General features: G+C 65.9%; 12 protein-coding genes. 2 read left to right on the top strand and 10 right to left on the bottom strand.

Translation table 11 applies throughout. The features are described from left to right. Positions 1-46: 46 nt before the first annotated feature. The 4 genes from M2428_RS00900 to fdxA form a co-directional block, all read right to left on the bottom strand. The gene (locus tag M2428_RS00900; protein WP_277522640.1) at positions 47-799 is read right to left on the bottom strand and encodes a TetR family transcriptional regulator; all 753 of its coding nucleotides are present in this window, start codon (positions 797-799) and stop codon (positions 47-49) included. A 181-nt stretch (positions 800-980) separates the two neighbouring features. After that, positions 981-2,264 (bottom strand): citrate synthase, encoded by a 1,284-nt coding sequence (locus M2428_RS00895; RefSeq protein ID WP_277522638.1) that lies wholly within the window; start codon positions 2,262-2,264, stop codon positions 981-983. A gap of 228 nt (positions 2,265-2,492) precedes the next feature. Further along, positions 2,493-3,641: a succinyldiaminopimelate transaminase gene (dapC, locus tag M2428_RS00890; RefSeq protein ID WP_277522637.1), complete on the bottom strand. Its 1,149-nt coding sequence runs from the start codon at positions 3,639-3,641 to the stop codon at positions 2,493-2,495. A 12-nt stretch (positions 3,642-3,653) separates the two neighbouring features. Then, positions 3,654-3,980, bottom strand: coding sequence for a ferredoxin (gene fdxA, locus M2428_RS00885; RefSeq protein ID WP_026266493.1), 327 nt, complete (start codon positions 3,978-3,980; stop codon positions 3,654-3,656). Between the two features lie 151 nt (positions 3,981-4,131). Here fdxA and M2428_RS00880 point away from each other — a divergent pair, with 151 nt between their 5' ends. Beyond that, positions 4,132-4,380, top strand: coding sequence for a hypothetical protein (locus M2428_RS00880; protein ID WP_277522634.1), 249 nt, complete (start codon positions 4,132-4,134; stop codon positions 4,378-4,380). A 475-nt stretch (positions 4,381-4,855) separates the two neighbouring features. On the opposite strand, the gene M2428_RS00875 is transcribed toward M2428_RS00880, so the two are convergent. The 3 genes from M2428_RS00875 to typA form a co-directional block, all read right to left on the bottom strand. Then, positions 4,856-5,665: a type IV toxin-antitoxin system AbiEi family antitoxin domain-containing protein gene (locus M2428_RS00875; RefSeq protein ID WP_277522632.1), complete on the bottom strand. Its 810-nt coding sequence runs from the start codon at positions 5,663-5,665 to the stop codon at positions 4,856-4,858. Between the two features lie 332 nt (positions 5,666-5,997). Beyond that, the gene (locus M2428_RS00870; RefSeq protein ID WP_277522629.1) at positions 5,998-6,375 is read right to left on the bottom strand and encodes a hypothetical protein; all 378 of its coding nucleotides are present in this window, start codon (positions 6,373-6,375) and stop codon (positions 5,998-6,000) included. A 26-nt stretch (positions 6,376-6,401) separates the two neighbouring features. Next, entirely contained in the window at positions 6,402-8,330 is a 1,929-nt protein-coding gene (gene typA, locus M2428_RS00865) for a translational GTPase TypA (protein ID WP_277522627.1), read from the bottom strand. A 282-nt stretch (positions 8,331-8,612) separates the two neighbouring features. Here typA and M2428_RS00860 point away from each other — a divergent pair, with 282 nt between their 5' ends. Next, on the top strand, positions 8,613-9,545 hold the full coding sequence (locus M2428_RS00860; RefSeq protein ID WP_277522626.1) for an SGNH/GDSL hydrolase family protein: 933 nt from the start codon (positions 8,613-8,615) through the stop codon (positions 9,543-9,545). 122 nt (positions 9,546-9,667) lie between these two features. Here the strand turns inward: M2428_RS00860 and M2428_RS00855 are convergent, their stop codons facing one another. Genes M2428_RS00855 through M2428_RS00845 form a run of 3 tightly spaced genes read right to left on the bottom strand, consistent with a single transcriptional unit; the run spans position 9,668 to position 13,315 of the window. Then, entirely contained in the window at positions 9,668-11,389 is a 1,722-nt protein-coding gene (locus tag M2428_RS00855) for an ABC transporter ATP-binding protein (RefSeq protein ID WP_277522624.1), read from the bottom strand. A gap of 11 nt (positions 11,390-11,400) precedes the next feature. Beyond that, a complete protein-coding gene (locus tag M2428_RS00850) occupies positions 11,401-12,396 on the bottom strand; it encodes an ABC transporter permease (RefSeq protein ID WP_277522622.1) in 996 nt (331 codons plus the stop codon). Beyond that, a complete protein-coding gene (locus M2428_RS00845) occupies positions 12,386-13,315 on the bottom strand; it encodes an ABC transporter permease (RefSeq protein WP_277522621.1) in 930 nt (309 codons plus the stop codon). The genes M2428_RS00850 and M2428_RS00845 overlap by 11 nt, the downstream gene beginning before the upstream one ends. Between the last annotated feature and the right edge of the window lie 26 nt (positions 13,316-13,341).

The raw sequence follows: 13,341 nt of genomic DNA, 5'->3' as shown, positions 1-13,341 counted from the left end.
CAATTGCCTCCTTGGCATGCCGTACCTTCTCAGTCTATTCCTGTTGTTATGACGCGTTAATGGCTGGCTTCCCGGCCGCCAGCCGGCGGTTCAGGCCCTCTAGATGGGCTTCGAGCACGTCCTTGCACATCAAGGCCGTCATCCACTCGGGTTGCAGGAGGGCGTGCATCGTCAGACCGTCCAGAACTGCCAGCAGCAGCTCCGCCTCAGTGACGAGCACCTGCTGGTTGTTACCGACCGACCCATCGGCGCCGTCGTCGTCGGACTCCGTGCCGCTGGGGTCGGCGCCGCTGGTGGCATCGGTGCCGCTGGGGTTGGGCGTGCCGGCGCCGCGGCTCTCCGCCGCGTCGGCCAGGCCCAGGATGAGTCCGCCCACTACCGCGGCTACCGCGCGGTGGCTGCGGTCGGCCTCGGCGGACAGGAACGGCTTTGTCCGGGCGGCATTCTTGAAGGCCATCCAGACGCAGGCGTCGACCGCACGCTCCTCGTCCAGCGGAAGAAACTCCCCCAGCAGTGCCATGACGGCAACGTGGTGCTCGGCCGACCCTGGCGGCAGGTCCCCCTGTCGGGAGTCCGCGGCGGTGACGCGGCCTACGATCCGGTCCACCACCACGGCGAAGGCGTGGGTCAGGAGCTCGTCACTGCTGGCGAAATAGTGCCGCACCGAGCCGACGGCCAGCTGCGCTTCGTCTGCAACCTCCCGCAGGGAGGCCCGCTCAAGACCATCCGCAGCGATGATCCTGAAGACTGCGTCAACTACTTCCTGGCGCCGGATTACGGCGTCGACAAATTTAGGCACTGGTCTTTTTTAGCACGTCCGTGCCGCCGCCGCCCCAGGGCACACCGGTGCCTCCAGAGGCGTGGCTCGGGTCACAGCGGCGCCGACGGCCCTGGGAACGACGCTGGCCGCGCACCTCAGCGGGAGGTGCGCGGCCGGCGTCGTGCTTGCTGGCGCGTGCCTGCCGTGGCAGGCGGACGGGCTACAGCGACGGGTAGTTGCGTTCCGGTTCGCCGACGTAGAGCTGACGCGGGCGGCCGATCTTGGTGTTGGGGTCGCTGATCATCTCGCGCCACTGGGCGATCCAGCCCGGCAGGCGTCCGATGGCGAACAGCACCGTGAACATCTTTTCGGGGAAGCCCATGGCCTTGTAGATCAGGCCGGTGTAGAAGTCCACGTTCGGGTAGAGCTTGCGCTGGATGAAGTAGTCGTCGCCCAGGGCCTTCTCTTCAAGGCGCATGGCGATGTCGAGGAGCTCGTCATTTCCGCCGAGCTTGCTGAGGACTTCGTGGGCCGTGGCCTTGATGATCTTGGCGCGCGGGTCGTAGTTCTTGTAGACGCGGTGTCCGAAGCCCATGAGGCGGACGCCGTCTTCCTTGTTCTTGACCTTCTCCATGTAGTCCTCGGGCTTGATGCCGTCGGCCTGGATCTGGCGCAGCATCTTCAGAACGGCCTCGTTGGCACCGCCGTGGGCGGGGCCGAAGAGGGCGTTGATGCCGGCGGAGACGGACGCGAACAGGTTGGCGTTCGAGGAGCCGACCAGGCGGACAGTGGAGGTGGAACAGTTCTGCTCGTGGTCAGCGTGCAGGATCAGGAGCAGGTCCAGGGCCTTGGCGATTACCGGGTCCACCTCGTACTGCTCGGCCGGCAGGCCGAAGCTGAGGCGCAGGAAGTTCTCCACCAGGTTCATCGAGTTGTCCGGGTACAGCATGGGCTGGCCGATCGACTTCTTGTGGGCGTAGGCGGCGATGACGGGCATCTTGGCCATGAGGCGGATGGTGGAGACTTCCACCTGCTCGGCGTTGAACGGATCCAGAGAGTCCTGGTAGAACGTCGAAAGCGCGGACACGGCCGAGGACAGTACCGGCATCGGGTGGGCGTCACGGGGGAAGCCGCTGAAGAAGCCCTTGAGCTCCTCATGCAGCAGGGTGTGGTGGCGGATCCTCTGGTCGAAGGCTTCCAGCTCAGTGGGGGTCGGCAGGTTGCCGTAGATCAGCAGGTAGGAGACTTCCAGGAAGCTTGAGTGCTGGGCCAGCTGCTCGATCGGGTAGCCGCGGTAGCGCAGGATACCGGCGTCACCGTCGATGTAGGTGATGGCCGAGGTGGTGGCTGCGGTGTTCATGAAACCGGGGTCGAAGGCGACGGCGCCGGTCTGCTTCAGCAGCTTGGAAACGTCGTAGCCTTCGTTTCCTTCTACAACCTTGATGCGCGGGAGTTCGAGTTCGCCGCCGGCATGGCGCAGGGTTGCGCTGGTGGTTTCAGTCATGGAGTCTCCTCATGAGGCATCGGGGCCTCTGTCGAAAGCTGGTCCAACATCTGGTGAAGCTGCCCGCGGATCCTGTGCGGACAGGATTTCCAAAGGCTGCGCTGCCTTCTTGTGGAAAGCCACCATTGATCGTCAGTTAAAAAGTACCTTCACTTCGCGGGTGGTACTAATCCGGGAGGCGTCCAAAGCGCCGAAAACGCGCCACATGTGGCACGCGTCACAGCATTGTTACGCTTCCGGGGCCAGCCGCGATACCGCTGCGTCGATCCTCTCGTCGCTGGCGGTCAGCGCCACCCGGATGAACCCGTTGCCGGCGTCGCCGTAGAATACCCCTGGGCCGACGACGATCCCGCGGTCCGCGAGCCGGCCCACGGTGTTCCACGTCGCCTCGCCGGCGGTGGCCCACAGATATAGGCCAGCCCCGGACTCATGGATTGTCAGGCCGAACGCCTCCAGCGCGGGCACGATCCGTTCCCGCCGGCCCCTGTACAGGTCTTTCTGGGCCCGGACGTGGGCGTCGTCGCCGAGGGCCACCCGCATGGCTTCCTGGACCGGATAGGGAACAATCATTCCGGCGTGCTTGCGGCTGTTGACCAGATTCGCCATCATCACCGGGTCGCCGGCGACGAATGCGGCCCGGTACCCGGCCACGTTGGACTGTTTGCTCAGCGAGTAAACGGCAAGCAGGCCTTCGTGGGAACCCTCTGCGACCTCTGGGTCCAGGATGCTGGGGACGGGAGCGCCGCCGCGCTGGACGTCCCACTCCCCCCAGCCGAGTTCGGCGTAGCATTCGTCGGACGCGACGACGGCGCCGAGCTCGCGGGCTTGCCGGACGATCCGCCGCAGCGATGCGATGTCCCGGACGCTGCCGGTGGGGTTGGCTGGTGAGTTGACCCAGACCAGGCGCACGCGGGCCCGGGTGCCGGCGTCGAGCTCGTCGAGGTCGTCGGCGGCGATCTGCTCCGCACCCGCCAGGGTGGCACCGATGTCATAGGTGGGGTACGCGACCGTGGGGCGGACGACGACGTCGCCCGGTTTCAGGCCGAGCAGGAACGGCAGCCACGCGACGAGTTCCTTGGAACCCACCGTCGGCATCACATCCCGCGGATCGAGCCCGGGCACGCCGCGCCGGCGCGCAAACCAGCCGGCGATGGCTTCCCGCAGGGCCGGCGTCCCGTGGACGGTGGGATAGCCGGGGGCGTTCGCGGCGGCGCGCAGCGCGTCCTGGATGAGAGCCGGCGTCGGGTCCACCGGGGTTCCGATGGAAAGGTTGACGGCTCCTGCCTCATGCCGGGCTGCCGTGGCGAGATACGGCGCCATGGCCTCCCACGGGTAGTCGGGCAGGCTCAGGCCGAAGGTGCGCACCGCGGATGTCACCGTAGCGCCGTCCTAGTTGTCTTGGTTCTGCGGCGGCAGGGCGGCGATCATGGGGTGGTCGGTGTGGGTGTTCCCGACCTTCGCCGCGCCGCCCGGGGAACCGAGTTCGTCGAAGAACTCGACGTTGGCCTTGTAGTAGTCGGCCCACTCTTCGGGGGTGTCGTCCTCGTAGTAGATCGCCTCCACGGGGCAGACCGGCTCGCAGGCACCGCAGTCCACGCACTCGTCGGGGTGGATGTACAGGGAACGCTCACCCTCGTAGATGCAATCGACGGGGCACTCCTCAATGCATGCCTTGTCTTTAACATCTACACACGGCTGCGCGATTACGTACGTCACGTCCCTGGCCTCTCCACGTTGGTTCCGGCGAACGGCCGGATGGTTTCCCGGCCTGAGCGCCGGGCTGCTGACTTCCGAGCCTATTATCTCCCAGCCTGTTCCCGCGAACCTAGCGGGACGTCATACATGCTCCGCGTCTTACTATGATCAGATGAGCTCGCCCTTGCCTCTACCCCAGCAGTTCCTCTCCGGCGCCCCGCTCGGCACGCGTGTTGTGGTCCGGTACAGGATCGACGGAGGACTGACGGATGCCCTTGGCGAGCTCGTGGAACGCGCCGACGGCGTGTGCACCGTCCGCACCCGCCACTCCGACGTCGTCATCGCCCTCCCCCTCGTAGTAGCGGCCAAGGAAGTCCCGCCGCCCCCGCCGCGCCGCGCCCGCCGCGTGCAGGGCCCCTGAGCAACGCGGGCCCGGGTGCCCGGTGGTCGCGGGTGTGCGCGGGCGACCAGTGGACATGCCCTCCCCCGCACGCCACCAGTGGACATGCCCACCCTTTGCTGCCAGTCGTGCAGATGCCCACTCGCAACCCCCGCGTCCACTGGACATACCCTCCCCCGCTTTCCAGCCGCGCACATGCCCACCCGCCACCCCCGCGACCAATGGACATACCCTCCCCTCGCTACCGGCGATGGACATTTCACCGTTATGCACATCAGCGCCAGGCAGCGCGGGACATGTCCAGTGGTGAATCGACGGAGGAATGGACATGTCCAGTCGAGACTGGGCGCAGTGCGGGATCACGGTGCAACCGGGAAGCGCGGGATCGCAGCGCAGGGGGCGAAGCGCAGGATCACGGTGCTGGGGGCGAAGAGCAGGATCACTGCCCAAGTGCGCGGTGCAAGGACGCACGAAATTTGGGAATTCGGGCCTGACTCTAGGCGGCGGCAGACAGCCTGTTCAGCGCTTCCCGGACCATGGTGATGAAATCCTCAGGATGGTCCCTCAGCAGCTGGTAGGTCACGATCAGTGTCGGGATTCCCCGGCGCGTTGTGACGTTCCAACGCCGCCGGTCTTCCTCGAAACTCGTCCTGTCCATGTGGAACCCGGCCCCGTCAGCCTCTATGCCGAGGCGGCCATCGACCATCAGGTCCAGGTGTCCCATGCCCGGAACGTTTACCTGCGATTCAACGTGGAAGCCGGCCCGCCGCAGAAGGAACCGGGCCAGGCACTCAATGACCGACTGCGACTGTGGGACGATCGCCGATACGATCCGGCGCTCCCGGGAGTCATTCCGGCCATCGAGCCGCTGACGCAGCGAACCCAGCGGGAGTCCCTTCAGCACCACGGCTGATTCGGCGATGATTAGCCCGTCTGGTTCGGGCAAGCAGCGCAAGCATTGGATGACCGTGTCCAGGAGCGTCGGCGGCACGGAGCCTCGGTGGCAGACGAAGCCCTGGTAGTGCCTGCTGTGGGTGAGGGCTACATGCGGCTGGGTTGGGGTCTGGAGAACCCACAGTCCGCTGAAGTGGGCCGCGGTGATGCACGCCGGCTCCGCCGGAAGCGAGCGAATGGAGATCAGCTGCGCGTCCGCACCGGGCAAGGCATAGACGCCGCGGGCTACCCGGGACACCGATCCCGCGGCCATCGCCGACTTGAGCTGAGAATCAGAGACCCCCGCCGCGGCAATATATTTGGCGCGGGCGACGCCGTCGTAATGCGAGAGCACCTCGAGGATGTTGGCCATCTACCCATGGTGGAGCCGCAGGCTGCGCCCGCATAGTCGCATCCCGCGCTATGTGGACAACCCAACCGCTCTGGCCGGCCAGGGCCGCAGCAGGCCCGGGGCGAGGACTGGACATGTCCCGCGCACCGGCCCTGCGGCGGACACAATTCCATGGTGCTCACTCGAGCGAACGAACAATGAGCATGTCCCGCGACCAGGGGGTAGTGCCGAACAGGCCCAACCATGAGAACTGGACATGTCCCGCGCACCAGCCCTGCGGCGGACATAATGCCATGGTGCCCACTCGAGCGAACGAAAAATGAGCATGTCCCCCGCGTGGGGGCGGGCGGGTCCTAGCCGGGCGGCCGCCGGTACCGCCGGCACCAGGCGAGCATGGCCAGGGTGATGCCTGCGATGCCGAAGACCCAGATATTGCCCGAGGTGTCGCCGATGACCAGGCGCTTGCCTGTTTCCAGGGTGGACCACCAACCGGTCAGCGCGTAACACAGGACTCCGCACACCGCCGTCGGGACGACTGAACGGAACGCCGCCCCGAGCCAGAGCTGGACCGAGCCCAGCAGCACGAGCGCCGCGACAGCGCCCCACGGGACGTCCACACCGCCCAGGACAAGATCGTGCCGATGCAGGGCCGTGCCTGCGAGGGCAACAAAAAGAGCTGCCGGCACGGCGGCGGCAATACCGCCTGCCGTACCGGCAGCTCTCTTAGTCACGTTTCAGCCGAAGCCCGGAGCCGGGATCAGACCTTGGCGCGGGCGCGGTTGGACTTGGCGCGCTGGTTGACGTCCAGGATGAGCTTCCGGATGCGGATGGACTCCGGCGTAACCTCGACGCACTCGTCTTCGCGGGCGAATTCGAGGGACTCTTCGAGGGTCAGGTCGCGCGGGGGCGTCAGGTTCTCGAAGGTGTCCGAGGAGGCTGCACGCATGTTGGTGAGCTTCTTTTCCTTGGTGATGTTGACGTCCATGTCGTCGGCGCGGGAGTTCTCGCCGACGATCTGGCCTTCGTAGACCTCGGAGGTGGGCTTGACGAAGAAGGAGCCGCGTTCCTGCAGGTTGATCATGGCGAACGGGGTCACAACACCGGCGCGGTCGGCGATCATCGAACCGTTGGTGCGGTACTCGATCGGGCCGGCCCAGGGCTCGTAGCCCTCGGAGATGGACGCTGCGATGCCGGCGCCGCGGGTGTCCGTGAGGAACTTGGTGCGGAACCCGATCAGGCCACGGGCCGGAACGATGAACTCCATGCGGCACCAGCCGGTGCCGTGGTTCGCCATGTTCGTCATGCGGCCCTTGCGGGCGGCCATCAGCTGAGTGACGGCGCCCAGGTACTCTTCGGGCACGTCGATGGTCATGTGCTCCATCGGCTCGTGGACCTTGCCGTCGACGGTCTTGGTGACAACCTGCGGCTTGCCGACGGTCAGTTCGAAGCCTTCGCGGCGCATCTGCTCAACCAGGATGGCCAGCGCGAGCTCGCCACGGCCCTGGACTTCCCAGGCATCCGGGCGCTCGGTCGGGAGCACCTTGATGGAGACGTTACCGATCAGTTCCTTGTCCAGGCGGTCCTTGACCTGGCGGGCCGTGACCTTGGCGCCCTTGACCCGGCCGGCCAGCGGCGAGGTGTTGATACCGATGGTCATGGAGATGGCCGGATCGTCAACAGTGATCAGCGGCAGCGGCTGCGGGTTGTCGACATCGGTCAGGGTCTCACCGATGGTGATCTCCTCGATACCGGCGACGGCGACAATCTCACCGGGGCCGGCGGACTCTGCGGGAACGCGGTCCAGGGCCTTGGTGGCCAGCAGTTCGGTGATCTTGACGCTCTTCATTTCGCCGTTGGCACGTGCCCAGGCGACGGTCTGGCCCTTGCGCAGAGTGCCGTTGTAGATACGCAGCAGCGCGAGGCGGCCGAGGAACGGGGAGGCGTCGAGGTTGGTGACGTGGGCCTGCAGGACACCGTTCGGGTTGTAGGTCGGTGCCGGGATGTGCTCGATGATGGCCTGGAAGAGCGGCTCGAGGTCCTCGTTGTCGGGAGCCGAACCGTCGGCCGGCTGCTCGAGGGACGCGCGGCCAACCTTGGCGGCGGCGTAAACAACCGGAACGTTGAGGATCTTGTCCAGGTCGAGGTCCGGAACTTCGTCGGCGAGGTCGGAGGCCAGGCCCAGGAGCAGGTCCATGGACTCGTGGACGACTTCTTCGATCCGCGCGTCGGGGCGGTCGGTCTTGTTGACCAGGAGGATCACCGGAAGGTGCGCGGCGAGGGCCTTGCGCAGCACGAAGCGGGTCTGGGGCAGCGGGCCCTCAGAGGCATCGACGAGGAGGACGACGCCGTCGACCATGGACAGGCCGCGCTCGACCTCGCCACCGAAGTCGGCGTGGCCGGGGGTGTCGATGACGTTGATGGTGATGGTCTCGCCCTTGGAGGACGGTCCGTTGTAGGCCACGGTGGTGTTCTTGGCCAGGATGGTGATGCCCTTTTCACGCTCGAGGTCACCGGAGTCCATGACCCGGTCTTCGAGGTGGTTGTGCGCGGCAAAGGAGTTGGTCTGCTTGAGCATGGCGTCGACCAGCGTGGTCTTGCCGTGGTCAACGTGGGCCACAATCGCGACGTTGCGCAGGTCACTGCGCGATGCAGTGGCTACCGCGGTGTTGGTGGTGGTTTCAGACATGCGTTATTGCTCGATTCAGTGGTGAAGTCAGCTGTTGTATCGCGACATTTCCAACCGGAACGCACGACGGATAAGTCCCTTTGGCACAGGGCACCTTCTACCATTCTAAACGCTAGGTCATTTATTGGCCTAAAATGCGAACCGGCGGCCGGCCACCGCACCGTCGCCGGAGCAGGACGGGCGCACGGAAGTGGTTTATTACCTGTGAGTAAAATCACTGGATTTTCCGGCGCCCATGCACCATCATTGCTCTGATAGCAGCAAGCAAGCCCGGAGTCATACATGCGAAACGCCTCGGCCCTGTCCAGCTTTGTCGCAACGATGATCGCCGTAGGCGTAGTTCTTGGCGGCTGCGGGACGGCCTCTTTTTCATCTGCGAACGACGCAGGGTCTTCCAATGTGGACTCTTCCGACGGCGGATATTCTGACGCGGGTTCTGCGGGCGCGCCACTGACCGCCAGCCAGGCCGGAGCGGCCAACGGGGCCGGCGTGCCGGTTGCTGCAGGGTCCGCGGCGGAGACGCGCATCGGGTCCGCCATCGACCCCGCCGATCTGCCGGGCGGCTCGATCTACCGCAATCCTGCCAACGGCCGCAACGAGGTCATCGTCAAGGACACCAGCAACGTCGCCGTGTTAATTGGCGACTCACAGTCGGAACCGTCTTTTGGCTGGCCCAGGCAGGGTCTGGCCGCCGCCGGGTACAAAGTCTTCTTCTGCGGCCGGGGCGGCACCGGTTACGTGGCGTCGAACGGCAAAACCGGCAACTACATTGACGCGCTCCAGCGCGGCGACTGGAAACTCCCGTACGGCACCCCTCCCCTCGTGGTGATCGAAGGCGGCGGGAACGACGCCGCGCGCGGGGCCTCGAACGCGCAGATCGTCGCCAACGCCGAGCGGCTGATCGCCAGCATCCAGCAGCGCTATCCCGCGGCCCGGGTGATCATGGTCGGAACGCTCGCGCGGGGTGCCCACTACGGTGGTGGACGCCGCTCCGAAGTGGACACACTCCTGGGCAAGGTGGCGGACCGGCACGGGCTGACGTTTGTCAGCGCGGGCGACTGGCTCACCCGGTACAACCTCACGGGTTCAATGGCGGACGGGGTTCACCTGAACCGGCAGGGCCACGCGGTCCTGGGCGCCGTTTTCGGCCAGCGGCTGGAGTCACTGGGGCTCGACTACGCAGACCCGGACATGCTCGCCGGTTTGTCCCGCTAGCGCCCCGCAGGGCGGGCGCACCTAGCGCCAAAGCAAAGGAGCCGGTGCCCGCCCCAACGGGCGGACACCGGCTCCTTTGCTGCCAGCGGCGGACTTGTTCAAGCCCTACGGAAAGCGGCCGCTCAGGCTACTTCCACTTCCGGCGGCAGCATGAGGCCCGCGCCGGGGATGGCGTTGAGCAGCGCCCGGGTGTAGTCCTGCTGCGGTGACTCGAAGACGTCGTCCGTTGAGCCCGTCTCCACCAGCTTGCCCTTCTCCATGACGCACACGTGGTCCGCGATCTGCCGGACCACCGCGAGGTCGTGGGTGATGAACAGGTAGGTCAGGACGAGCCGGGACTGCAGTTCGGCGAGCAGGTTCAGCACCTGCGCCTGCACCAGCACATCCAGTGCCGAGACGGCCTCGTCGCAGATGATCACTTCGGGGTCCAGTGCCAGGGCGCGGGCGATCGCGACGCGCTGGCGCTGGCCACCGGAGAGCTCATTCGGGTACCGCTGCATGGTGGACTGCGGCAGCGCCACCTGATCCAGCAGTTCCCGCACCTTCTTCTCGCGGCTCGCCTTGTCCCCGATCTTGTGGGTCCGCAGCGGCTCCTCGATGGTCCTGAAGATGTTGTACATCGGGTCCAGCGAACCGTACGGATCCTGGAAGATCGGCTGTACCCGGCGCCGGAAGGCGAAGAGATCCTTGCTGTTTAGCGTGGAGGTGTCCACGCCGTCGAAGATGATCTTGCCGGAGGTCGGCGCCAAGAGGTTCAGTACCATCTGCGCCACCGTGGACTTGCCGGATCCCGACTCCCCCACGATCGCCGTCGTGGTTCCCCGCTTGACGCTGAAGGAGACGTCGTCGACGGCGGTGAAATCCGTGGACTTGCCCAGGCCCGAGCGCAGCTTGAAGACCTTCCGCAGGTTCTGGATCTGCAGGACCTCGTCCGTCTTGGACGGCTCAACCACACCGGTCTCGCTCGGGGCGAGCATGTCGTCGGTCTCCACGCCCAGTTCCTTGGCGGCCTGGATGCGCCGGGACGCCAGCGACGGCGCCGAGGCGACCAGCCGCTGGGTGTACGGGTGCTGCGGGTTCTGCAGCAGCTCCAGTGAGGGCCCGGACTCGACGACCTGGCCGCGGTACATGACCACTACCTGGTCGGCGCGCTCGGCGGCGAGGCCGAGGTCGTGCGTGATCAGCAGCACCGCGGTGCCCAGTTCCGTGGTCATCTTGTCCAGGTGATCGAGGATCTGGCGCTGCACGGTGACGTCGAGCGCCGACGTCGGCTCGTCCGCGATCAGCAGCCGCGGCTGGCAGGCGAGCCCGATCGCGATCAGCGCGCGCTGGCGCATGCCGCCGGAGAACTCGTGGGGGTACTGCTTGGCGCGGCTGCCAGCGTCGGGCAGCCCGGCCTGGGACAGGACCTTTGCGACGTCGTCGGGGCCGCTCGGGAGGCCGTTGGCCTTCAGTGTCTCGCGGACCTGGTCGCCGATCTTCCACACCGGGTTGAGGTTGGACATCGGGTCCTGCGGGACCATGCCGATGCTGTTGCCCCGGAGTTCAATCATCCGCTTTTCGCTGGCGTTGGAGATGTCCTCGCCATCAAACAGGATCTGGCCTGCCGCGACGCGCCCGTTGCCCGGGAGCAGACCGATTGCGGCCAGCGCGGTGGTGGACTTACCGGAGCCCGACTCGCCCACAATTGCCACGGTTTCGCCCGGCATGACGGTGAGGTGGGCGTTGCGGACGGCGTTGACCTCGCCGTTGCTGGTGGTGAACCCGATGGCCAGGTTCCTGATTTCAAGCAGCGGGCGCTCGGTGGCGTACTCAGCTTCCTGGAAGTCAACAGAGGCGCTCATGGTGTCCCCTTTCATCGCTTGCGGGCTTTGGGATCGAGGGCATCACGCAGGGCATCGCCCAGCATGATGAAGCTCAGGACGGTGATGGACAGCGCGATTGCCGGGTAGAGCAGCGGCATCGGGTTGGACCGAAGCGAGGCCTGCGCCGCCTGGATGTCGTTGCCCCAGGACATGACGCTGGGCGGCAGCCCGATGCCAAGGAAGGACAGTGTGGATTCGGCCACGATGAACGTGCCCAGGGAAATGGTGGCCACGACAATGATCGGGGCCAGCGAGTTCGGCAGGACGTGGCGCATGAGTGCGCCGAACTTCGAGACGCCGAGTGACCGGGCGGCCGTGACGAAGTCGGCGTTGCGGACCTCTATGACGGCGCCACGGGTGATGCGCGCGATTTGGGGCCAGCCGAAGACGATCAGGATGAGCACCAGCGTCCAGACTGTCTTGTTCGTCCGGAACATCGGCAGCTGCATGAGCACGATCGCGCCCAGGATCAGCGGCAGGGCGAAGAAGATGTCATTGATGCGGGCCAGGACGGAATCGATCCAGCCGCCGTAGTAGCCCGCCACGGCACCCATGATGCCACCGATCAGCAGCACTCCGATGGTGGTCAAAAGGCCAACCGTCACCGAGGAGCGGGTGCCGAAGATGACGCGGGCGTAGACGTCGCAGCCCTGCTGGGTGAAGCCCAGCGGGTGGCCCGCGGCGGGGCCGGCGTCGGAGTTGGCCAGCTGGCACGCCTCCGAGGTCGGGTCGATCGGCGAGAACAGCCCGGGGAAGAGGGAGACCGCCACGACCACAAGGATCAGGAGTGCGGAGATGATGAAGAGCGGCTGCTTGCGCAGGTTCTTCCAGGCCTCGCCCCACAGGCTCAGTGGTGCGGCTTCGTCCTTGACCCGGTCCGTCACCTGAAGCGGGGTCTCGGAGACATCGGCCACGAAGTGCTCGGTCCGGCGGGCCGGGCGGCGGGAATCGGCGTGCCGTGCGGTGGTGGTGTTATCAGGAGTCATAACGGATCCTCGGGTCAAGCCAGCCGTAAAGCAGGTCAACGAGCAGGTTGGAGAGGCAGTAGATCAGCACCAGGACGGTAACGATCGAGACCACCGTGGGCCCTTCGCCGGACAGCACGGCCCGGTAGAGCCGGTTGCCGACGCCCGGAACGTTGAAGATTCCTTCCGTGACGATTGCGCCGCCCATCAGGGCACCGAGGTCGGCGCCCAGGAAGGTAATGACGGGAATCAGGGAGTTGCGCAGGATGTGGACGCGGACCACCTGGAACCGGGAGAGGCCCTTGGCGGTGGCGGTGCGGACGTAGTCGGCGTTCATGTTTTCGATGACGGACGTACGGGTCAGGCGCAGGACATAGGCGAACGATCCCAGTCCCAGCACGATCGCCGGCAGGATGAGGTCCTGGACGGTCGCGGCGGAGCTGACGGTCGGCTTGGCCCAGCCCAGCTGGACGCCGATGGTGAACTGCAGCAGGAAGCCCAGGACGAAGATCGGGATGCCGATCACTACCAGGGACGCGACCAGGACCGTGGCGTCAAAGAACTTGCCTTTGCGCAGGCCGGCGATGAGGCCGAAGACGATGCCGAAAACTGCCTCGAAGATCAGCGCCATGATGGCCAGCCGGGCCGTGACGGGGAAGACCTCGCCGAGCACGGCGGCGATGGGGCGTCCGGAGAAGTCCTGGCCGAGGTCGAACGTGAAGATGCTCTTGAGGTAAAGCAGGTATTGCATCCAGAACGGCTGGTCCAGGTGGTACTGCGCCCGCAGCTTGGCTGCCACGGCCTCGTTCACCGGCTTGTCGCCGAACAGTGCCACGATGGGGTCGCCGGGCAGGCTGAAGACCAGGAAGTAGACCAGCAGTGTTGCGCCCAGAAAGACGGGAATCAGTTGCAGGAAACGCTTGAGGATGTATGTCGACATCAGCGAGTCACACCCTCGTTGGCAGG

The sequence above is a fragment of the Arthrobacter sp. ES3-54 genome (assembly GCF_029504395.1).
Classification (GTDB): Bacteria; Actinomycetota; Actinomycetes; order Actinomycetales; family Micrococcaceae; genus Arthrobacter.
This window is presented reverse-complemented; position numbering and strand designations above follow the sequence as displayed.